The sequence below is a fragment of the Candidatus Thioglobus sp. NP1 genome (assembly GCF_003326015.1).
In the GTDB taxonomy this organism is placed as follows: domain Bacteria; phylum Pseudomonadota; class Gammaproteobacteria; order PS1; family Pseudothioglobaceae; genus Pseudothioglobus; species Pseudothioglobus singularis_A.
On sequence record NZ_CP023860.1, the window covers coordinates 796,858 to 820,285 of the forward strand.

Consider the following 23,428-nt stretch of genomic DNA (forward strand, 5'->3'; position numbering starts at 1 on the left):
TGTTTAAATGGTATCGGCGTCCAATCGAACATTTCGCGTGTCTCTGAGTTGTCACAACTCACGTCCATTCCAAGGTAACTAACTAAGCATACCTTTAGCTTCGCGATCGAAAAGTGCTACTACACGCAATAGAAAATGCGTAGCCTGCCTCGATTAATTCTTTAGCGCAATGCAACCCAATGCGCCAGTAAGCAAAACTATTTCAGTCATAGTTTCCAACCTCATTAAGCCTCTATTTCAGTCTCTTTCTCTGTCATTAATTCGATTTGCCTCTCAAACTCTCTTAGACGCTTATAAACACTCGCTAGTTCGATAATCGTAGGCCATGAGTTAAATAGATACTGGAGTGAGCCCTCAACCCTTCCAAATGCTCTAATTATTTGTTGCATTACTCCAAGAGTCATTACTCCTGCAACAATGGCTGGGGCAAGAACAATATAAGCCACTAAGACATTAACCTGAAGGTATGCAAGTCTTCCAATATTAAAGTATAGATACTGTAAATAACTCTTGTAATGAATTATTCTTACTCCTTCAAAAAGTTCTTCAAGAGTTTTGGGTCTGATAGTGCCATCATCTTCTGCAATAACGAGTATTTTTCTATAAGCTGCCTCTCGTTTTTGAAGGTCATATTCAATACCAACAAGTCTTAATACCCATGCAAGTGCAATCATTAGAATTGTTCCACCAACAGCCCAAATAAAGGCAGCGGTGACTAATCCATACTCCCAATCACCAAACCACAAAATTGGAATCCCTATTGCCAATCCCATCAATAATGGGAAATATTCAATAAGGACCATAATAGAGGAAATTAAACTTGTTCCAAGTCCTTCCATGATACGAGAAAATCTAATGGTATCTTCCTGAACACGCTGAGAAGCACCTTCAATTGTTCTAGCTTTATCATAGACACCATGATAAAACTCAACCATTGATGCTCTCCATCTGAATAGGAAATGTGAGGTAAGAAATGACGTTGCAAGGGCAAGAACAATATACATAGCAGCAAGTTTAGCAAAGCTCCATAAGCCATCCATATACTCATCCATTGTGATTGCATTTGGAGTCCCAAGTGCTTTTTGAATCATATCGTAGAAACCACCAAACCACTCATTGATTTGGACATCAATTTGGACTGATAACCACAAAGAGGTTAGGATAACTGCGGAGCCCAGATAAGCCCATAAAAACCACTGTTTCTGTGTAAAAAATTTAAACATTTATTTTCCTTAAAGTTTTAAGTTTGACTAATTGTCTAAGATAATACCTAATTAATCTTGTCAATCTTAACAAGTTTAATCCCTTGTTTGCTTACTTGAACAATTTCAATTATTAGTGACTCAATTTTAATGGATACGTTATGTTCAGGGAATCCTTGAAGATGCTCAAGGATTAGTCCATTAAGTGTCTTAGCGTTATCAATTGGTAGTTTTATTTTTAGTTCATAATTAATTTCACGAATGCTAATTCTAGGATCTACTAAATAACTTCCATCTTTTTGTTTATTTATTTCATTAATGCTTTCTCCTTGGCTAGAAGTAAATTGACCTACAATCTCCTCTAAGATATCATCTAAAACAACCATTCCTTGAACCTCTCCATATTCATCTACTACAATACCAAGTCTTCTTTTATGTTTTTTAAAGTGTTCAAGTTGCTGAGATAGTGGAGTTCCTTCGGGAACAAAATAGGGCTCTCGAATTAACTCCCTGATTGAATCCATATTAATTTCATTTTTGGCATAAATATTTACAATATCACGCATGTGAATTGTGCCGATAATATTGGTCTCAACTCCATCAAAAATAAGTAGGCGAGTATGCTGAACACGTTTGAATTGATCAAGTAGTTCCTCTTCATTATTGATATCTGCACTCACAAGCTCATGGTGAGGAATCATAATATCCTCAACCTTAACCTTCTCTAGATCAATAATATTAAGAAGCATCTTGCGATAATTCTTACTCAGCATAGGTTTTGAATCAACTACAGCCATTCGTAGTTCTTCAGAATTCAAAATATCATTATTTGTATTTTTTAATCCAAATAAATTCAGGATTAATTTAGAGATATAAGAAATTAAAAATATTAATGGTCTAAATAGCTTAATCAATAATTCAATAAGCCAGGAGGCAGGTAATGCAATTTTTTCTGGATTTTTTGCAGCAAAAGTCTTTGGTGTATTTTCCGCAAAGATTAATATGACTATAGTTAAAGCAAATGAGGCAATAATTACTGACCCTTCACCCCAAAGTTTAATTGCAAGAAGAGTAGCTATACTTGCTGCAAGTATATTTACAAAGTTATTACCTAATAAGATACCACCTATCAAATAATCAAGATTTGTAAAGAGTTTTTCAACCCTTTTTGCTTGCGTATTATTTTTGGCACTAAGGGTTTTTAGACGATAGCGGTTTATAGCCATCATTGAAGTTTCTGAGGCAGAAAAAAAAGCCGAAGCTAGAATTAGAACAAATAATATAACACTTAGCCAGAAGGTTGACAGTGATTCCAATCAGTTTTCCATTGTAGTTAATAAGATTATATTTTAACCTTAAAGTGGTAAAGAAGTTTTATAACAGTTTATTATGAAATACCTCTAGCCCAGGGAAATGAGCATCATCACCAAGCTCTTCTTCAATTCGAAGGAGTTGATTGTATTTAGCTAATCTATCAGATCGAGATAAAGAGCCTGTTTTAATTTGACCACAGCTAGTCGCAACAGCTAGATCTGCTATAGTGGTATCTTCAGTTTCACCACTCCTATGAGACATAACACATGTATATCCAGCATTATGGGCTAATTTCATAGCATCAAATGTCTCTGTTAACGTTCCAATTTGATTGACCTTAATAAGAATTGAATTTGCAACATTATTTTTAATGCCTTTTTCTAATATCTTACTATTTGTCACAAATAAGTCATCACCAACTAGCTGGACATTATTAGTTAATCTTTCGGTAAGCATTGACCATCCTTCCCAGTCATTTTCATCCATACCATCTTCAATAGATATAATTGGATATTTCTCAACCCAAGATGCAAGATAGTCAGTGAATTCAACATTGCTAAGCTTTAAACCCTCAGACGTAAGATTATAAAAACCATCCTTATAAAATTCTGAACTTGCAGCATCCAATCCAATAAAAATATCTTTTCCAGGGATATATCCAGCGTTATTTATAGCTTCAATAATTACTTCTAAAGCTTCTTCATTTGAGTCTAAGTCGGGCGCAAATCCTCCCTCATCACCTACAGCAGTATTTAGACCTTTTTTATCGAGGACTACTTTTAATGCATGAAAAACTTCTGTTCCATATCTTAAGGCTTCTTTAAAACTTGGAGCCCCAGCAGGAATTATCATAAACTCTTGAATATCGACACTATTATTGGCATGCTCACCACCATTAATAATATTCATCATAGGGACAGGTAAATGATAATCATCTGAAAAATCAAAAGAACGAAAAAGTGATTGATTATTATTTTTGGCATTGGCGTGAGCACATGCCAAAGAAACTGCAAGAATAGAATTTGCTCCAAATCTTGATTTAGAATCAGTACCATCTAACTCAATCATTCTATGATCAATAGCCTTTTGATTAGATACTGTCATTCCTATTAATGCTTCATTAATTTCATTATTTATAAAATTAACAGCATTAAGGACCCCTTTACCAAGGTAACGGCTTTTATCATTATCTCTAAGTTCTAAAGCTTCTCGCTGACCAGTTGAGGCACCTGATGGAACCATAGCTCTTCCAAATATTCCATTATCAAGAATAACATCAGCTTCAACAGTTGGGTTACCTCGAGAATCTAAAACCTCACGAGCATGAATCTTTTTAATCATTTTTATAGAATTAATTTAAATTAAAGAAGAATTAAATTTTATAGTAAGAACAATTTTTACTTTGTATCAAATTGCTTCATATTTACTCAAAGAAAGACTTCATTTTACCAAAAAATGAATTTGACTCTGGATGATGTTTGGCCTCACAAGAACTTGAAAACTCTTTTAATAATTTCTTTTGCTTTGAATTAAGATTGACTGGTGTTTCTACTTTAACTTGGCAGAGTAAATCACCCGAACCACTATATCTCATTGCAGGCATTCCTTTTCCTCTTAATCTAAAGAGTTTTGAGGTTTGAGTTCCTGATGGAATATTGATTTTAAGTTTACCATCTAAGGTTGGGACTTCAATTGAACCTCCAAGTGCTGATGTAGCAAAATCAATTGGAACTTCGCAATACAAATCGTTGCCTTCACGTTCGAAAATTGGATGTTCTTTAATATGAATTTGAACATAAAGATCACCAAATGGACCTCCACGCAAGCCAGCTTCTCCCTCACCACTCAATCTAATTCGATTACCAGTATCAACTCCAGCTGGAATTTTTACCGAAAGTGTTTTCTGTTTTCTTACGATTCCTTGACCACGACAAGTTCCACATGGTGACTCTATCTTTTCACCAGAACCTTTACATTCATTACAGGGTCTCTGAACCGCAAAAAAACCTTGTTGCATTGTTGTTTGTCCTGTTCCACGACAATTTGTACAAGTTTTTACAGAGGTTCCAGTTTTTGCACCAGTTCCAGAACAAGTGTCACATGTATCATTTTTGGGCACACGAATTTTTACAGTATCACTCTTTGCAGCCTGCTTTAAATCAATCTCTAGATCGTATCTAAGGTCTGGGCCTCTATTGTCTGGCTTTGAACTACCACCACCAAAAATGTCACCAAAGATATCACCAAATCCACCAGCACCACCAAAAGGGTTTCCACCTCCAAAGCCACCAGCTCCTTGTTCTACACCAGCATGTCCAAATTGATCATATGCTGATCTTTTTTGAGGATCAGAAATAATATCATATGCCTTACGAACTTCTTTAAATTTTGTCTCTGCTCCAGATTTATCATCTGCATTTCTATCAGGATGATATTTCATTGCAAGACGCTTATAAGCCTTCTTAATTTTGGCTTCATCTGCACCTTTATCAACACCTAAAACTTCATAGTAATCTCTATCTGACATTGTGTCCCTTATATTATTAAACCTCCCAAGAATGAATCAAGGGAGGTTTATTTTATATCAGTATTTTTAATTGCTTATTTCTCTTCTTTTACCTCTTCAAAATCAGCATCTACAACATCATCATTTGCCTCAGCTCCTCCTTCTGAAGGACCTTCTGAACTAGCTTTTTCTTGAGCTTTTTGCGCTAAAACTTCCGCTTTTTCACTTAAGTTTTGAACTTTAGCATCGATGGCTTCTTTATCATCACCTTTAATACTCTCTTCAAGCTCACTAACTGCAGCTTCAATGGCTGTTTTTTCGTCTTCAGAAATCTCATCCTTAAGCTCTTCAAGAGTTTGTTTTGTTGAATGCACAAGAGAATCAGCCATATTTCGAGATGTTACAAGTTCTTGGAATTTTTTATCTTCTTCAGCATGCGACTCAGCATCTTTAATCATTTTATCAACCTCTTCATCTGAAAGACCACTAGAAGATTTAATTGTTATTGATTGTTCTTTACCAGTATTCTTATCTTTTGCTGAAACATTTAAAATACCGTCTGAGTCAAGGTCAAGAGTTACTTCGATTTGTGGTTGACCTTTTGGTGCTGGAGCGATACCCTCGAGATTAAATTGACCTAGAGATTTATTAGCACTTGCAATCTCTCGCTCACCCTGAAGGACATGAACTGTAACCGCTGATTGATTATCTGCAGCAGTAGAGAAAACTTGAGACTGATTTGTTGGAATAGTTGTATTTTTCTCAATCAATTTAGTCATTACACCGCCCATAGTTTCAATACCAAGAGAGAGAGGAGTTACATCAAGAAGAAGAACATCCTTTACATCACCACCCAAGACACCAGCCTGAATAGCAGCACCCATTGCAACTGCCTCATCTGGATTTAAATCTCTTTTAGGTTCTTTACCAAAGAAATCTTTAACCATTTCTTGAACCTTAGGCATTCTAGTTTGTCCTCCAACGAGGATAACTTCATCTACATCTCCACTTGATAAACCTGCATCTTTAAGCGCAGTTTTACATGGGTCAATAGAGCGTTTTAGAAGGTCAGCAACTAAAGACTCAAGTTTTGATCTAGTAATTTTAATATTAAGATGTTTTGGACCTGCAGCATCTGCGGTAATATATGGCAAGCTCACTTCGGTTTGCTCAGATGAAGATAGTTCTATCTTCGCTTTTTCAGCAGCTTCTTTTAATCTCTGAAGAGCCATAGCATCTTTAGTAAGATCAAAACCCTGTTCTTTTTTAAACTCTTCGACTAAATGATTGATTATTCGCTGATCAAAATCTTCACCTCCTAAAAATGTGTCTCCATTTGTAGAAAGAACTTCAAAATGTTTTTCACCATCAATATCTTCCATTTCAATAATGGAGACATCGAATGTTCCACCACCTAAGTCATATACTGCAACCTTTTTGTCACCAACTGTTTTATCTACACCATAAGCTAGGGCAGCTGCAGTAGGCTCGTTAATAATTCTCTTAACATTTAAGCCGGCTATCTTTCCAGCATCTTTAGTAGCTTGACGTTGAGAGTCGTTAAAGTATGCAGGAACAGTAATAACTGCCTCTGTAACTTCAGTTCCAAGATAATCTTCTGCGGTTTGTTTCATTTTTTGAATTACTCTTGCAGAAATTTCAGGTGCAGCCATTTTTTTCTTATTAACCTCAACCCAAGCATCACCATTTTTAGCTTTTATAATTTTATATGGAACAAGATCGATATCTTTTTGCACTGCCTCTTCCTCAAAGCGACGTCCAATCAATCTTTTAATTGCATAGAGTGTATTCTCAGGATTTGTCACAGCCTGTCTTTTTGCAGGTTGACCTACTAAGATTTCATCTGAATCTTTTGGATATGCAATAATAGAAGGAGTTGTACGGTTCCCTTCTGAATTTTCAATAATCTTAGCAACACCACCGTCCATAACGGCAACACATGAGTTAGTTGTTCCTAAGTCAATTCCAATAATTTTTGACATTTTATTTACTCCTTGTATTTGATATAACCCCTATTTAGGGATATAAAATCTTATTTCAAGGCATTTATGGAATTATTTTAAAGGTGTCTTATGAAGTATTATCTTGACTGAGTCTGGGACAAAGGCAGATATATCTCCACCTAATGTATAAATTTCACGAACTAAAGATGAAGAGATATTGGCAAATTCTTCGGAAGGAGTCATAAATAAAGTTTCAATCCCAGGATTAAGACGTTTGTTCATTCCACTTAATTGAAACTCGTACTCAAAGTCAGAAACTGCCCTCAAACCACGAATGATGATTTGTGCATTATGCTCTGATGCAAAGTCTACTAGTAAAGAGTCAAAACTTAATACTCGAGTATTGTCTAGTGCCGTTATTGATTTGTTTACAGCATCAACTCTTTGATCAATAGATAAAAAACTTGATTTATTGGCATTCTGCGTTATAGCAATAATTACCTCATCAAAGAGCTTTGATGCTCTTTTTATTAAGTCTAAGTGCCCATTAGTTATTGGATCAAATGAGCCAGGATAGATTGCAATTTTTTTCATAAGGTATTAAAGCTTATCAAACAATAATGAACATTGCCTGATTTTTTTTGTTTAGTAATTGTACATTGATATTTAATATATTGATTTAGGATTTCACTCGTTATTTTGTATTCAGATTCAATATAAAGTTTAGTATTATTAGCTAAAAAATTATTTTTTGATAGCATTTTGAGAATCTGAGGTATTAAATCATTTTCAAAGGGTGGGTCTAAAAAAATTAAATCAAAAGGCGTTACATTTTTATTATTAAGATAAGTTAGGGAATCCTGATTAAGCAGTTTATATTCTGAATTATTTAATATTTCTAAGTTAGATTTAAGTTTTTTAAATACTTTTAGACTTTTTTCAACTAATAAAACTTTTTTAGCCCCTCTAGATATTGCCTCAATACCAAGTGCGCCGCTACCAGCAAATGGATCTAAAATTATTTTATTAGCTATATCAAATTGAAGCCAATTAAAAAGTGTTTCTCTAATCTTGCCTGAAGTAGGACGGAGTCCAGTTTCATCAGGAAACTGAAATTTTCTTCCCTTGAGTTTTCCAGAAATAATATTGAAAGTATTGTTTTTAATAATATTTTTTTTTAATTTAATTTAAATTCTGTGAAATCTTTTTTCTCCAGCCTCTATTTATAGAAACTGATAAATCACCCCTTATAAATTTTACAAGAGATTTAGAAGAACAAATAAGCTCAGGAGCAATATTGTGTTGAGTAGACAAATTTTTTATCTGTTCCTGTAATTTCTTCTTTTTATTTTTTTCATCTAAGTTTAAAGGCTTATTGGCTATTAAATTACTCACAGTATCTATCTCAAATTCTATATTTTTAGAAAATTCATCTAAAAGTTTTTTAGACTTTAATGACAATAATTTTTTTCCACAAACATAGTCAATTAAATCATCATCAGACATTATCCACTTTCGAGGTTTGTTTTTTTGTTGTGCGATACTTTCTCGCCAAAGGATTAAATTAACGGCATCTTTTTGAAAGCTATAGTTGATTTTTGTAATCCCTTTTGTTTTTTTAATAATTTGCATGAAATTTGGCTCATACAAGCTTTGATGGAGAAGGAAATCCACCTCTTCTTCCATCCATTCTAATTTGTTGCTATTAATTAACTCATTTTTAAGGAACTCATAATTTTTAAATAAATATCTAACATCGTCTAAAGCATATTTTAAAACGTCTATAGGAAGAGGACGAATCGTCCAGTCAAACCGAGTATGTTTTTTTTCTAAATATATATTTTGTATTGATTCAGTAAGTGATTGATAGGAAATTTGTATGGGAAAATTTAATAGGGAAGCAGCAATTTGAGTATCAAAAACTGAAATTGGTATTCTTTCTGATAAGCAAAAAAGAGCTTCAATATCTTGTCTGGCAGAATGCACAATCCATGAAGTCTTTTCGTTGTAAAGTTTTTTAAATAGTGGCTCCAAATCTTTAATAGCAAGGATATCAATACATTCTATAGAATTTGAAGTTGCTATTTGGATAAGACAAAGTTCTGGATAGTAAGTATCTATTCTTTTGAATTCAGTATCAATTGCCAATTTTGATTCATCTTTAATGACTTTGAGATAATTCTCTAATTGTTGGCTAGTACTTATCAAGGGCAATAAAAAAATCTAATTGTTGCATTTTATCAACAACTAATGCATTTATGAGATAATTAAGGTACTTTAATAGATTGTCAACAAAATTTTATGTTGCTAAATCAAGCTTTTTCAATCAAAGAAGCTCCCCGTGCACTTTTTTGGATTAGCATTTTCTTAATCTCATTTTCTGGCATGTTCTATCTTGGCCTGAATGCTGAATTGATAGAGAAGTGGTATCTTGTCCTGGTTATTTTCAATGTGGTAATGAGTTTAGTCGCTATTTACTACATTGTGCTTTCAATGAAGAAGCTGAAGATGAATACTCAAGAAGGTGTTATTGGTTCAAAGTTTACTTGGTCATTTATAAAGATTGTTCCAGTCTTGGTATTAGTTCCTGTTCTATCTTTTTATCTTTTTTCTTTTGGCTCAATAAGAGATAATCTCCAAATTGCTGAGAGTAAATTTGATGAGTTTAATCTTAAAGTTGGTGGAGAAGTTGATGAGCTTTATCGCAATACAAGTAATGTTGCAATTAAATATTATGATGACAGAACACGAAATATTGGAAAGCTTGTAAATTACTTTGACGCTCCTAGTAAATCAGCTGAAGAAATGCAAACAGTTTTAAATCTTTTAGTCCAAGATTCATGGGCTTGTGAGCTAAAGCTTTATGACAGCAATATGAATCTCGTTGCAAGTAGCAAAAGTGATTTAGTTTGCTTGAAAGATGGAATTACTGCTTCGACAAATGAATTTTCATTAATTGCACATTACTCTTCAGATTTTAGTATTGATAGTTTGACCTCCAGAATGACACGTTTTAGAGATGCGGCTAAGGATGCAGAATTAACACTTAATTCATCTATTATTAAAACTCGATTTATGATTGACTTTTCATCAACAATTTTATTAGCCGTTTTAAGCGCATTATTAATTGTTCTTAGAATGATAGATCAATTAATGAGACCAATGCATAATTTATCAATAGCAACTAGAGAAATTTCTTCAGGTAATTATGATGTGCAAATTGAGCAGAGCCCAAAAAATACTGATATGAATGACTTGATAGAACATTTTAATGAAATGAGTAGCAGAATCAAAATGTCTAGAGAAGGGCTTGATACCCATAATTTGTATCTTGAGACAATTTTAAAATATTCTTTTGGAGTTATTGCTTTAAACCAATATAAAAAAATACAACTCATAAATCCTGTAATTGGGAAAATGCTTCAAATTAAAGATGAGACAATTTTTATTTCAAAATCCTATGATGCCATAATCAAAGATTACCCAAATTTAGAGCCTCTTTTTTCATTTATTGAGAAAAAGATAGGTGATGATTTACCTGAATGGAATGGAGAAGTTGAACTGACATTAAAAGATCGATATCGACTTATATATTGCCAGGGAGCTGTTCTTGATATTGAAAATAAATCACTTGGATACGTTATTATAATAAATGATATTTCAAAATTAAATCGCGCCCAGAAAAAAGCTGCATGGGGTGAGGTTGCAGTTCGAATGGCACATGAAATTAAAAATCCACTAACTCCAATATTGCTATCTGCGCAAAGGTTACGCAACCTTTTTTTAGATAAATTAGATACTAAAGATTCTGCAATTATTAATAAAACAACACAAACTATTATTGATCAAGTTGCCTCTATGGATTCAATGGTAAGCGCCTTTGCAAACTATGCTAATACACCTGAAATTGTGAAAGTTTCTACCTCACTAAATGCTTTGATTAATAAATCTGTTGCTCTTTATGATAATAATGAAAATTTAAGAATTGATCTTGATTTGAGTGGTGACTTGCCAGAATTACAGATAGATAAAGATGCGGTTTCTAGGGTTATAATTAATTTGATTAAAAATTCAATTGAAGCTAAGAAAGATGATGGTATTTTAAATATTAAAATTAAATCAAGATTCAAAAAAGATGAAGGCTTAGTTCGTTTTACTATGATTGATGATGGAAGTGGCTTCCCAGAGGATATTATTGACCAAATTTTTGAGCCTTATATTACAACCAAAGAAAAAAGTGGTGGGTTAGGCTTGGCAATTGTTCAAAATATTATTGAGCAACATGAAGGTCAAATATTTGCAAGTAATGTTGAGCCTCAAGGAGCAAGAATAACAATTGAATTCAGTATAATTAAACCTGTAAAGGGGATAAAAAAATGAATGAAGAAGCTATTTTAGGCAGAATACTTATTATTGATGATGAAAAAGATAATACAGAGATTATTAAGGATATTTTAGAAGATGTTAATTATTCGACTGTTCTTGCAAGAAGTGCTGCTGAAGCAAAAACTATTGTTAACACAAACTCTTTTGATTTGATTTTAATGGATGTTTGGATGCCTGGTCAAGATGGTATTTCACTTCTCTCAGAATGGCATTCAGAAGGTTTTGATACGCCAGTGGTAATGATGTCAGGGCATGCTGAACCTAGTGATATTGTTAAGGCAATGAAGCTAGGTGCTACTGATTTTTTAAAGAAACCCCTTCATGATTTTTTACCAATTTTAAGAAATATAATGACTGATCAAGGTTCTGAAGAATCTACACAACAAGTGAGTGGTATCGATTACTCTCTTAAGCTTAAAGAAGCTCGCAATATCTTTGAAAGTCAATACTTACTCCATCATCTTAAGGTTAATGATAACAACATTGCCATAGTTGCAGAAATTGCAGGTCTAGAGAGAACTACACTCTATAGAAAACTAAAAGACTTAGGGATTGATAAGAAATGAAAATTTTAATCTTAGGTGCTGGCCAGGTAGGCTCAACACTAGCAAAGTATCTTTGCTCAGATAATGATAATGATATTACCATTGTAGATCAAAAAGAAGACAAGCTCTCTCCACTTCAGAGACATCTTGATATTAAAACTGTTATGGGTTATGGGGCATATCCGAGTGTCTTAGAAAAGGCTGGAATCAAATCTATGGATATGGTTATTGCTGTGATGGGCTCTGATGAGAGGAATATGGTTGCATGCAGAATGGCTCATACTTTGTACAATGTAGAGAAAAAAATTGCACGTATAAGAACGAAAGAGTATTTGCTAAGACCTGAAATATTTAGTAATGATGCTTTACCAATTGATTTCTTAATTACACCTGAGATTTTAATAACTGACTATATAAAAGGAATTGTGGAAGAGCCTGGTGCATCTCAAGTATTTGACTTTGAAAATGGCCTTGTCCAGCTAGTAGAGACCCGTGCATATGTTGGAACACCCATTGTTAACAGACCCATTAAAGAACTTCATGAGCATATGCCAGACGTAAAAATGCGAATTGTAAGTCTATATCGAAATGGAAAAGCTATTCCTGCTTTGAGTGATACGGTTATAAGAGAGGGTGACCAAGTTTATTTTCTGGCTAAAAAAAATCATATTTCAAGAGCTTTGAAAGAATTTAGACGAGCTGAAAATACATATGAAAAAATATTTATTGCAGGGGGAGGAAGTATTGGGCTTAATGTTGCAACACTTCTTGAAGATACTCATAATATTCGAATTGTGGAGCTTAATGAGGAGAGAGCAAAATCATTAGCTGAGCAATTAGATAATACATTAGTTCTTCAAGGGAGCGCCTCTGATGAGGACTTGCTTAAAGAGGAAGGTATTGAAAATACTGATTTATTTTTAGCTTTAACTGATTCAGATGAGGTTAACGTTATTGTCTCAATTTTGGCTAAACGCTTAGGGGCTCATAAAACTATTGCTCTTGTAAAGAGGGACGTTTATTCTTCGTTGGCAGAACAGAGTGGAGATGTTGATATTATTGTTTCACCTGACCAAATAACAGTGAGCGGTATTTTGTCTCATATTAGAAAGGGTGATTGCATGAAAGTGCATTCTCTTCAGCATGGAAAAGCTGAGGCAATTGAAATTGTTGTGCATGGCGATGAAAAAACATCTGAAGTTGTTGGTATGAAAATTAAGGATTTACCACTTCCTGAGGGTGTTGTGATTGGAGCTATTGTTAGAGATAATGAGTTATTAATGGGCTCTAAAAAGCTCATAATAGAGCAAGGTGATCATGTATTGATGGTACTTATGGATGTTCAGAAAATTCATGAAGTTGAAGCTTTATTCCTTGAGAATGAATAACAGCTTTTATAAATCAAAAAATAAAATGGTAGATATTAAATGCAGTTAAGTATAGTTGCAAAGACCATAGGCCTCTTGCTTATGATTTTTAGTCTAGCCCAATTACCCCCTATAATTGTCGATTTTATATATGCTGAAGGTGAATACCTTTCTTTTGTAATTGCTTTTTTTCTAACAATTATTGGTGGTTTGACCTTATGGTGGCCTTTTCGAAAAGTGAAAAAAGATTTTCGAATTCGGGAGGGCGTTTTAATAGTTGTCTGTTTTTGGATAGTATTATCATTATTTGGTACTTTTCCTTTATTAATTACTGATTCAATTACTAACCTTTCATTTTCTGATGCCTTTTTCGAATCAATGTCTGGTCTTACAACAACTGGGGCAACAGTTTTAACTCAGTTAGACGATCTTCCTAAGAGTATCCTTTTTTATCGTCAGCAACTGCAATGGCTTGGTGGGATGGGGATTATTGTTCTAGCAGTAGCTGTTCTTCCTCTTTTAGGGGTTGGAGGTATGGAGCTTTATCATGCTGAATCAAGTGGTATTGCTAAGGATAGGCTTACTCCAAAACTTAGAAATACTGCAATTGCCTTATGGAAGATATATGTTTCATTAACAATTCTATGTGCTTTAGGTTATTTTTTAGCTGGTATGTCGATTTTTGATGCCATTAGTCATAGTTTTTCAACTGTTGCTATTGGAGGCTTTTCAACACATGACGCTTCAATTGGCTATTTCAATTCAGTGTCAGTGGAAATGATTGCAATTTTCTTTATGTTTTTGGCAGGAATTAACTTTTCTTTGCACTTTGTGGCTTGGAATAATCGTTCATTAGTCGACTATATTAAAGACTCTGAATTTAAAACATACTCAATGGTATTAGTTAGCTCTTCAGTCATAGTACTTTTAGCACTCAGTTTAAACTCAGAATATACTAGTGTTGGTGAGACAATGAGGTATGGAATATTTCAAACAATATCAATAGCAACTACAACAGGATTTTCATCACAAAATTATAGTAACTGGCCTGCTGCAATTCCGGTTTTTCTTATTATGGTTAGCTTTATAGGCGCTTGTGTTGGCTCAACAGGTGGTGGAATAAAAGTAGTTCGAATACTAGTTATGTTTAGACTAGGTATGAAAGAAATTAATAGATTTATTAGACCAAATGCTCAGGTCAGTGTCAAATTAAATAAAGCAAGTCTCAATGAAAAAGCGCTTATTTCTGTACTTGGATTCTTTTCACTTTATGCTATTTCATTTTTTATTATTTTAATGCTATTAATGTTCGCAGGGTTAAATCAGGTAACAGCCTATTCTGCTACTGCAGCAACTATGAATAACCTTGGGCCAGGACTAGGAGATGTTTCTCAAAGTTATGGAGCCTTGAGTGATACTGCGAAGTGGATTTTGAGCTTTTCTATGCTCATTGGAAGATTAGAGGTATTAACAATTATTGCTCTATTTCATAGAGCTTTTTGGCGAAATTAATTGGAAACTTCAACCCCACTAGAAGGGTAGGGTTGAATTAGTTATTTTTATAATAAAGGCGCTATAACTAAGCTGACAATCGCCATAACATTAATAAGAATATTCATTGATGGGCCAGATGTATCCTTAAAGGGATCACCAACAGTATCACCAACAACAGTTGCAGTATGAACGTCAGTTCCCTTACCACCAAAGTTGCCCTTTTCTACATGCTTTTTAGCATTATCCCATGCTCCACCAGCGTTTGCCATCATAAGAGCCATTAGAACACAGCCTAGAAGGGCACCAGCTAACATTCCACCAAGTGCCTCAGGACTTATCAAAAAACCTACTAAAACAGGAGCTGCTACAGCTATAACTCCTGGAAGAACCATCTTTTTAAGTGCTGCAGTTGTTGCAATATCAACACATTTAGCAGTATCAGGCTCAGCTTTACCTTCTAATAGTCCTTTAATTTCTTTAAACTGTCTTCTAACTTCCTCAATCATTTCAAACGCAGCATCACCAACAGCTGTCATTGTAAGAGATGCAATTAAGAATGGAATTGTTCCACCAATAAGAAGACCAATTAAAACTTCAGCACTATTTAGCTTGAGTATGAAATCATCAGAGTTTGCACTTACTGTTTCAGTATATGCTGTAATGATTGCAAGAGCTGCAAGAGCAGCTGCACCAATGGCAAATCCCTTACCAATAGCAGCTGTCGTGTTACCAAGTTCATCAAGCGAGTCCGTGATTTTACGGGTATCTTCTCCAAGACCAGCCATTTCAGCTATACCACCAGCATTATCTGCAATTGGACCATAGGCATCAATTGCCATAGTCATACCTACAGTAGCTAACATTCCAATAGCAGCAATACCAACACCATATAATCCAACATATAAGTTTGAAACATAAATGATTAAACAAATCATAAGGATTGGTACAACCACTGACTGCATACCAATTGCTAAGCCTTTGATCATTACTGTGGCTGCACCTGTTTTACCTGATTCTGCAATATCTCTAATTGGTTTTCCTGCAGTGTAATACTCAGTTACAAGTCCAATAATAATTCCACCAATGCTTCCCATTAGAACTGCAGCCCAAATGGAATTTGCAACATCTAAGAAATCGATAAGGAAATAAGAGGTAATAATAAATAAAAGTGCCGAACCAATGGTACCCATTCGAAGAGCAGATTCTGGTGACTTATTTGATGACATTTTCACAACAATAATACCAATGATAGAGCAAATAAGACCGAGAGATGCAAGTGCAAGAGGGAGAAACATTAACTCACTTCTATTACCACCAAGCATATCTAATGCCACAACTGATAGTGTAGAAGCAATTGCAATTGTTGCAATCATTGAACCACAATAGGACTCAAAAATATCTGAACCCATTCCAGCAATATCTCCAACATTATCTCCAACATTGTCAGCAATAACTGCAGGATTGCGAGGATCATCTTCAGGAATACCAGCTTCTAATTTACCTACTAAGTCAGCACCAACATCAGCGCTTTTAGTAAAAATACCACCACCAACACGAGAAAATAAAGCAACTACTGAACCACCCATGGCAAAACCATGAAGCGCTTCAGAATGTGTTGCACCAAAAAAGTAGTAAAGTCCACCTAAGCCAAGAAGCCCAAGTGCTGCAACTGAGAGTCCCATAACTGAACCACCAAAGAAGGCAACAGTAAGAGCAGCTGCACTTCCTTCTTTATGAGCGGCTTGGGTTGTTCTAACGTTGGCAATAGTTGCAGTTTCCATTCCTATATAGCCAGCAGTAGCAGATGTAACTGCACCAATTAAGAAGCATAAAGCACTTTCCCAACCAAGAAAAAAGTAGACTAAAACAAGTAAAACTAATGCAAACATACTGAGCATTTGATATTCACGTTTCATGAATACAATTGCACCAATATGAATCTGTTCACCAATCTTTTGAACATCTCCACTCCCACCAGGTTGTTTTTTTATCCACTGATAAATAAAAACCACTATCAACAGTCCTAAAACACCCAATGAAGGCGCTATCAAATTTGCATCAAAATTCATTTTCTCTCCTAAAATTAAATGAAGCGGCAATGATATCCTAAAGTACTGAAAATTTGGAAAAAAAAATACTAAATTTGAATTGAAATGAGGTAAATTTAACTCAATTTAATCTTATAAAATAAAATTTGATTAATATCTGTTATTTACAATCAAAATGTTTGTAATTCGATTTGCACTGCTATCATCTTTTTTCTATGCTTTAAATGTAAGTATGATCCCCTTGATCTATACTTTTGAAATTAGTATATTTTTATTCTTATTTATTCGTTTTGGAACAACTTTTTGTACTTCATTAATAGTAACTAAAAGTTTATTCTCTTATAAAAAAATTAAACACCACCAACTTACCTCCTGGCTTATTGTGCTTTCTTTTTTATTTGGTATCCAGTCTTGGCTATATGTTGAAGCTGTGAAATATATGTCAGTAGGACTTGCTAGTGTAATTTTATTTACCTATCCTTTGCTTACTTATTTAATAATTTCCTTACGAAAACGCAGACAACTTGATTTGATAACAATATTAATGTTTATAGTTGCAACATTAGGAATCGCAGCAATATCTCAAAGTTCAGAAGGATTTTATACAATGGTAATTGGTATTATTCTGGCCTTACTATCTGCATTAAGCTATTCATTAATTCTTATTTTGACTCCAAGGGTAGGTAGTTTAAAGAATTGGGAGATTGTCAAATATACTACTCTTATTCCAGCTCTTACATTTTTATACTTATTTATTGATGAAATTGGTTTTTACTATCCAAGTGGTGAAGGTATTATTCTTTCTTTAGTTTCTGGAACTTTCTTTGCTACTGGGATGATGTTTTATCATATTTCTGTGCGTCGTTATGGTCCGGTAAGAACAGCTAATATTGGATATACTGAGCCTTTATTGGTATTAATTTTTGGTTTTATAGCCTATGCTGATGCAATAACTATGACTCAATCATTGGGTGTAATTTTGGTGGCAATCGCCTCTATCACTATTGAAAGAAGACAGTTGACACAAGGCAATAGTTCTGGGGTAAAAAGTAGCTCTGAATAGTAAAATTAAATAACTTTGAATATGACAAATAATTACAGCAATTTTTCTGAAGTTTTCTCGCATTTCGAAAATAATCGAATTCAAGTTGGTTCTGAATACAAGCATCAAGATATTTTGAGTTTAGCGGCCTTTAAATTGGCTAATAATGAAATTACTTCATGGGATGGATACAAACCTACTCCTCTTCATAATTTTTCTGATATGGCCAAAGATACTGGGGTTGAATTGATTGTTTATAAAGATGAAAATCCTCGTTTTACTCTTAAAAGCTTTAAAGCTCTTGGAGGAGCTTATGCAGTAGCAAATCTCTTGATTCAAAAGTTAAAGGAGAATGGGATTGATGCTAACTCTTCAGATCTAATAGCAGGAATACATAGAGACTTTACTTCAAAAATTACTGTTTGCTGTGCAACAGATGGCAATCATGGGAGATCAGTTGCCTGGGGAGCACAAAAGTTTGGCTGTAATTGTGAAATTTATATTCACCGAAATGTGAGTGTTGCTAGAGAGAAGGCAATTGCAAAATATGGTGCAGACGTTAATCGAATAAAAGGTAATTATGATGATTCAGTTCGCTTAGCTGCTGAAGTTGCTGAAAAGAATAGCTATACCGTTGTCTCTGATACTTCATATGAGGGCTATACTGATATTCCAAAAGATGTTATGCAGGGTTATACAGTTATGGTGGATGAGGCATTAAAGCAAATGGATACAGTCCCAACCCACGTGTTCCTTCAGGGCGGTGTGGGTGGATTTCCAGCCGCAGTTGTTTCTTTTTTAGTTGAAAGTCTAGAGAATCCACCTAAATTCGTTGTTGTTGAACCAGTAAATGCAGATTGTTTATTTCAGAGCGCTAAGAATGGAAAACCTACAGCAGTTCATGGTGAATTAGATACAATAATGGCTGGGCTTGCATGTGGTGAAGTATCAGTATTAGCATGGGCTATTCTTGAGAGTTATGTTTCACATTTTATGACTATTACTGATAACTCAATCCCTGAAGCAATGAAGCTTTTATCAAATAGAGATGTTCCTATAGTCGCTGGAGAATCTGCAGTTACAGGTCTGGCTGGATTTCTTATAGCCTCTAATAGTAAGGAACTTAGAGAAAAACTTATGATTAATGAGAATTCAAAGATTTTATTTTTTGGAACAGAGGGTGATACTGACGAAGAAATGTATGAAAAATTAGTTGGAAAGTCCTCAGAAGAAGTTTTAGCAGTTATTTAAGAGGTTAGGAGTAAAAATATGTCTATTCCAAAAAGAGGTTTTGAAGTATCTGAATACGAAAATAGGCTTAATAATATTCAAAAGCATATGTTTGAGTCTAAGATGGATGCGATTTTATTAACTACACAAGTGGATATAGAATATTACACAGGTTTCAAATCACAATTTTTTCAAAGCCCAACAAGACCTTGGTATGTTTTGATTCCTGGAAACGGAAAACCTAAAGCTATCATCCCAACTATAGGTGAGTCAGGAATGAGGGGAACATGGATTGATGATATCCAGACTTGGACTTCTCCTAATCCAGAAGATGATGGTATTAGTTTATTACTTCAAACCATTAAGTCTTTAATGTCAAAACATAAATGTTTAGGAGTTCCAAAAACTCTTGAAAGTACTTTGAGGATGCCATTAGATGACTATGAATATTTAATTAAATCTTTAGTTGGTATAGAAATAAAAGACGCTAATAAAATTTTAAGAAAGGTAAGGTTTGTAAAGTCACCTTCTGAAATTGCAAAGATAAGACATATCTGTCAAATTACTTCTCAAGGATTCATAGATTTAGAGGGTTTTCTAAGTGCTGGTGATAGTGAGCAAGAGAATTGTCGACGCTTTAAACAGCATCTTCTATCTCTAGGAGTTGATGACTCTCCCTACATTGTGTCGGGTTCAGGAAAAGATGGTTACGGCTCTATTATTATGGGCCCAACTGATAAATTAATCGAAGAGGGAGATCTTTTTATTATTGATACTGGATCTGTATTTGATAGTTATTACTGTGATTTTGATAGGAACTATGCTTTTGGACATATAAGTGAGGAATCAAAAAGCGCTTATAGGGTTGCTTTTGATGCTACGGAAGCAGGTTTTAAAGCTGCTCAAGTAGGTAATACAACTTCTGATATTTTTAATGCAATGAATGATGTTCTGCAAAAAGGAGGGGCTCTTGGAAGTACAGTTGGAAGGCTTGGACATGGTTTAGGAATGCAATTAACTGAGTGGCCTTCTAATACTGCAAGCGATAATACTGTTCTAGAGCCAGGAGTTGTTTTGACTTTAGAGCCAGGAATGGAATTTTTGCCTGGAAAAGAAATGGTTCATGAAGAAAATATTGTTATAACTGATGATGGCCCTGAGTGGCTAAGCATAAGAGCTGCAGAAGAATTACCAATAATTCAATAGCACTTCGGTCTATTATTCAACATTTAAGAGATTACTCTTATATAATAATGCGAATCATTATTATTTAGGTTTACAAAGTGCTAAATGTAAGAAACTTATCAATCTCATTTGATGAGAATCAAGTTTTAGATGGGTTTAATCTTGATCTTAAAAGTGGCGATATTTTCGCTTTATTAGGTGAAAGTGGGAGTGGTAAAAGCTCAGCTCTAAGATTTATTGCAGGTCTTGAAGATGCATTAGATGGTAGTGTTTCTTTAGATGGAAATGATTTAAGTTTTGATGGTCATCACTCAGTAAAGCCTGAATTAAGAGAGATGGGAATGGTTTTTCAGGACTATACTTTATTCCCTCATATGACAGTTTTTCAGAATGTTACTTTTGGAATTGATTATCTATCAAAACAAGAAAAGATTGAAAGTGTCGATGAACTTTTAGAACTAATTGGGTTGCAGGGTATTGAAAAAAAATATCCACACCAATTATCTGGAGGTGAACAGCAAAGAGTTTCACTTGCTAGGTCACTTGCAACGTCACCAAAGCTTCTATTATTGGATGAGCCTTTTTCTAGTCTAGATAAATCACATCGCGACCCATTGGTAAAAGAAGTTAGGGAGATTCTTAAAAATTCTGGAGTAACTTCTATCCTTGTTACGCATGATGATGACGAAGCAAAATCTTTTGCAGATATTGTTGGTACTATTACCAAAAAGAAGTTGATTATTTAATAATAATAGGTATCATACGCAAATGATATTGATTATCATTTGCAAATAGAAACACTTTTACTTTAACTTTTTTTAAGGAATAAGCAATGTTTAATAAGCGATTTACCGCCAAAGCGGTTCCCTTGACTGTCGTTCTAACGTCAGCAATTTTGATTTCATCATCTGCATTTGCTAGGTCAAATGTCTATGCTGATTTTCCAATTACACTGAAAGATTACTCTGGAAGTGCCACTTCATCTGTTTCATACAAAGGTCAGATGGCTAGACACGCTCTTGAAAGTTCACTTAAGAAATTAATTTCTAAAGGTGATATGAGTGCAATGCAAAGCTATTACTCTGGTGATGATGCTAATCGAGCAATTATTGCTCCAGCAACAAAAGGTGATTTTGTTATTATGCAATCTACTATTGGAGAGCTTTCTAATAAAAACCTTAGTGGAAAAACTTATAAAGGTTTAATTCCTGGATGGCCTGGAAATATGACTGGTCCTGAAGTAGCTGCATTTATGTTTGAAAAAGCTGCAGAAGTTGAGGGTGGCTATGATGCTGCTCATGCATATGACTATACTCAATTAGTATCAAAATTCTTAATGGGTGCTGTCATGTATAACCAGGCAGTAGATAATTATCTTGATGAAAAGCTTGAAGCAGATAATAAACCAAATAATAAGCCATATAAAGATGGTGCTGCATACACTGGTAAGGAGCATGTTTGGGATGAGGCATTTGGTTATTTTGGTGCTCCGTCACACACTTTGACTTTATCAGCACAAGATGTTTACAATATTGCTAAACAGAAAGATGCTGCTGTAGCAGATTATAATTATGATGGCAAGGTAGATTTGTATAAAGAGTTTGCTTTTGGCCATGCTTACTATGCATCTTCATATGATAAAGGTGGCAAGACAACTTACCTTCATGACATCGTTGGCGCCTACATGGACGGAAGAGACATGATAACAGCTGCTGATGCTAACGCTCTTTCTGAAGCTCAACGTGATCAACTTAAAGCTTACGCTCAGGTGGTTAAGACTAACTGGGAAAAAGTGATTGCTGAGTCAGTATTTAAGTATGCAGGTTCAACTTATAAAGACATGATGAAAATTGAAGCGATTCTCGAATCTGGTGGTGATGTATCCAAAGAATGGCGCAACTATTCAAAGCATTGGGGTGAGCTTAAAGGCTTTGCTCTAGCACTTCAAGTTGGTGGAAAAGATATGGGTGCAACTTCAGTTAAGCTTAATCGCTTAATTGGGCACAGTCCTCTTCTTTTAGGTAATACACAAGTTACTGGAATCGACTCAAATGGTGAGTATATTCAGAGTGATGCAGAGACATGGGGTGGCTACATGGTCCATATGCTTAAAGTTCAAAACCTAATGGTTGATGAGTTTGGAGTAGTAGCAAGGTCTAATGATCAAACTGCAGGTTTGTCTGCATTAGTTGATTCTCTTGGCGCAAAATCAAGCGCGGAGAATGACTGATTTTTTTGCAAATTTTCTTAACCCAGAAAAGCGCTTATTTATAGGATATTTAATAAGCGCTGCTTTCATAGCTATTATCTGGCTTAGGATGGTTCAAAAAAAACCACTGACAAATATTGTTAGTGGTTTTTTTAATTCAAATATATGGTTGTCTAAGTCAGCTATGGCTGACTATAAATTAATGATAATAAATCAATTTTTTATAAAACTTTTAGCGCCAATTTTAGTTGGTCAGCTTGCACTAACCTTATTTGTATTTGAAAATATGCATCTGTTTTTTTCAAGACCCTCAGCATCACTTCCTGTATGGATGGTAATGCTTATATTTACCACTGCCCTTTTCATTCTTGATGATTTTTCACGATACTTATTGCATCGTCTAATGCACCGAATTCCTCTACTATGGCGATTTCATAGGGCGCATCATTCTGCAACTAATTTAACACCTTTAACAGTTTTAAGGACCCACCCAATTGAGGCGGTCCTTTTTAGTCTCAGAGCTGTAATAGTTCATTCTCTATCCTTAGGGGTTTGCTTTTTCTTTTTTGCAGAAAGCGTATCACTAATTGAAATTTTTGGTTCAAGTATGTTTGTTGTTATATTTCATTCATTGGGCTCAAATTTGAGACATTCCCATGTGAATATTAGTTATTGGAATTGGCTTGAAAAGATTTTAGTTTCGCCTGCCCAACACCAATTACATCACTCAATTGATCCAAAACATTACGACTGTAACTTTGGCGCAATCCTTGCAATATGGGATAATCTTGGGCAGAGTTGTATAGTCTCTGAAAAAAACCAAGATATTGAATTTGGCCTTAAAGGACAATCTGAAAAAGCTCACAATTTAAAAAATTTAATTATAGGGTCTTAATCTGTCTTTACTAGTTAAAGAAATAAAGTTTAACTTAATCT

Annotated in this window: 19 protein-coding genes; 10 read left to right on the plus strand and 9 right to left on the minus strand. The window is 34.4% G+C overall.

Annotated elements, in window-relative coordinates; all coding sequences use genetic code 11:
- Window positions 1-224: 224 nt before the first annotated feature.
- The 8 genes from CRN91_RS04110 to CRN91_RS04145 all read right to left on the minus strand — a co-directional run bounded on the left by CRN91_RS04110 (window position 225) and on the right by CRN91_RS04145 (window position 9,194).
- Complete coding sequence (locus CRN91_RS04110; RefSeq protein ID WP_114115176.1) at window positions 225-1,223, minus strand: putative transporter; 999 nt, start codon at window positions 1,221-1,223, stop codon at window positions 225-227.
- Window positions 1,224-1,270: 47 nt separating this feature from the next.
- The gene (locus CRN91_RS04115) at window positions 1,271-2,518 is read right to left on the minus strand and encodes an HlyC/CorC family transporter (protein WP_114115177.1); all 1,248 of its coding nucleotides are present in this window, start codon (window positions 2,516-2,518) and stop codon (window positions 1,271-1,273) included.
- A gap of 58 nt (window positions 2,519-2,576) precedes the next feature.
- Complete coding sequence (gene eno, locus CRN91_RS04120) at window positions 2,577-3,857, minus strand: phosphopyruvate hydratase (RefSeq protein WP_114115178.1); 1,281 nt, start codon at window positions 3,855-3,857, stop codon at window positions 2,577-2,579.
- 82 nt (window positions 3,858-3,939) lie between these two features.
- Window positions 3,940-5,043 carry a molecular chaperone DnaJ gene (dnaJ, locus tag CRN91_RS04125; protein ID WP_114115179.1) on the minus strand — a complete coding sequence of 368 codons (1,104 nt, stop codon included), beginning with the start codon at window positions 5,041-5,043 and terminating at the stop codon, window positions 3,940-3,942.
- A gap of 74 nt (window positions 5,044-5,117) precedes the next feature.
- The gene (gene dnaK, locus CRN91_RS04130) at window positions 5,118-7,025 is read right to left on the minus strand and encodes a molecular chaperone DnaK (RefSeq protein WP_114115180.1); all 1,908 of its coding nucleotides are present in this window, start codon (window positions 7,023-7,025) and stop codon (window positions 5,118-5,120) included.
- A gap of 72 nt (window positions 7,026-7,097) precedes the next feature.
- The gene (gene coaD, locus CRN91_RS04135) at window positions 7,098-7,580 is read right to left on the minus strand and encodes a pantetheine-phosphate adenylyltransferase (RefSeq protein ID WP_114115181.1); all 483 of its coding nucleotides are present in this window, start codon (window positions 7,578-7,580) and stop codon (window positions 7,098-7,100) included.
- Window positions 7,577-8,173 carry a 16S rRNA (guanine(966)-N(2))-methyltransferase RsmD gene (gene rsmD, locus CRN91_RS04140; protein WP_371412783.1) on the minus strand — a complete coding sequence of 199 codons (597 nt, stop codon included), beginning with the start codon at window positions 8,171-8,173 and terminating at the stop codon, window positions 7,577-7,579. Before rsmD ends, coaD begins: the two co-directional genes overlap by 4 nt.
- Entirely contained in the window at window positions 8,169-9,194 is a 1,026-nt protein-coding gene (locus tag CRN91_RS04145; protein ID WP_174688437.1) for a ribonuclease D, read from the minus strand. The genes rsmD and CRN91_RS04145 overlap by 5 nt, the downstream gene beginning before the upstream one ends.
- Before the next feature lie 93 nt (window positions 9,195-9,287).
- On the opposite strand from CRN91_RS04145, the gene CRN91_RS04150 reads away from it, so the two are divergent.
- The 4 genes from CRN91_RS04150 to CRN91_RS04165 are packed head-to-tail and all read left to right on the plus strand — an operon-like array spanning window position 9,288 to window position 14,796.
- Window positions 9,288-11,366: a sensor histidine kinase gene (locus CRN91_RS04150; protein ID WP_114115183.1), complete on the plus strand. Its 2,079-nt coding sequence runs from the start codon at window positions 9,288-9,290 to the stop codon at window positions 11,364-11,366.
- Window positions 11,363-11,938, plus strand: coding sequence for a response regulator (locus CRN91_RS04155; RefSeq protein WP_114115184.1), 576 nt, complete (start codon window positions 11,363-11,365; stop codon window positions 11,936-11,938). Before CRN91_RS04150 ends, CRN91_RS04155 begins: the two co-directional genes overlap by 4 nt.
- Window positions 11,935-13,305 carry a Trk system potassium transporter TrkA gene (gene trkA / locus CRN91_RS04160; protein WP_114115185.1) on the plus strand — a complete coding sequence of 457 codons (1,371 nt, stop codon included), beginning with the start codon at window positions 11,935-11,937 and terminating at the stop codon, window positions 13,303-13,305. Before CRN91_RS04155 ends, trkA begins: the two co-directional genes overlap by 4 nt.
- 39 nt (window positions 13,306-13,344) lie before the next feature.
- Window positions 13,345-14,796: a TrkH family potassium uptake protein gene (locus tag CRN91_RS04165; protein WP_114115186.1), complete on the plus strand. Its 1,452-nt coding sequence runs from the start codon at window positions 13,345-13,347 to the stop codon at window positions 14,794-14,796.
- Window positions 14,797-14,843: 47 nt separating this feature from the next.
- Here CRN91_RS04165 and CRN91_RS04170 read toward each other — a convergent pair whose 3' ends face one another.
- Window positions 14,844-16,847 (minus strand): sodium-translocating pyrophosphatase, encoded by a 2,004-nt coding sequence (locus CRN91_RS04170; RefSeq protein ID WP_114115187.1) that lies wholly within the window; start codon window positions 16,845-16,847, stop codon window positions 14,844-14,846.
- Between the two features lie 154 nt (window positions 16,848-17,001).
- On the opposite strand from CRN91_RS04170, the gene CRN91_RS04175 reads away from it, so the two are divergent.
- The 6 genes from CRN91_RS04175 (at window position 17,002) to CRN91_RS04200 (ending at window position 23,387) form a co-directional block, all read left to right on the plus strand.
- Window positions 17,002-17,889, plus strand: a complete 888-nt coding sequence (locus CRN91_RS04175; RefSeq protein WP_114115188.1) for a DMT family transporter — start codon at window positions 17,002-17,004, stop codon at window positions 17,887-17,889.
- Between the two features lie 21 nt (window positions 17,890-17,910).
- A complete protein-coding gene (locus tag CRN91_RS04180; protein ID WP_114116060.1) occupies window positions 17,911-19,119 on the plus strand; it encodes a diaminopropionate ammonia-lyase in 1,209 nt (402 codons plus the stop codon).
- 18 nt (window positions 19,120-19,137) lie between these two features.
- Entirely contained in the window at window positions 19,138-20,304 is a 1,167-nt protein-coding gene (locus CRN91_RS04185) for a M24 family metallopeptidase (protein WP_114115189.1), read from the plus strand.
- A gap of 77 nt (window positions 20,305-20,381) precedes the next feature.
- The gene (locus CRN91_RS04190) at window positions 20,382-21,029 is read left to right on the plus strand and encodes an ABC transporter ATP-binding protein (RefSeq protein WP_114115190.1); all 648 of its coding nucleotides are present in this window, start codon (window positions 20,382-20,384) and stop codon (window positions 21,027-21,029) included.
- Window positions 21,030-21,115: 86 nt separating this feature from the next.
- The gene (locus CRN91_RS04195) at window positions 21,116-22,513 is read left to right on the plus strand and encodes a DUF4856 domain-containing protein (protein ID WP_114115191.1); all 1,398 of its coding nucleotides are present in this window, start codon (window positions 21,116-21,118) and stop codon (window positions 22,511-22,513) included.
- Complete coding sequence (locus CRN91_RS04200) at window positions 22,506-23,387, plus strand: sterol desaturase family protein (RefSeq protein WP_114115192.1); 882 nt, start codon at window positions 22,506-22,508, stop codon at window positions 23,385-23,387. Before CRN91_RS04195 ends, CRN91_RS04200 begins: the two co-directional genes overlap by 8 nt.
- Window positions 23,388-23,428: the final 41 nt, after the last annotated feature.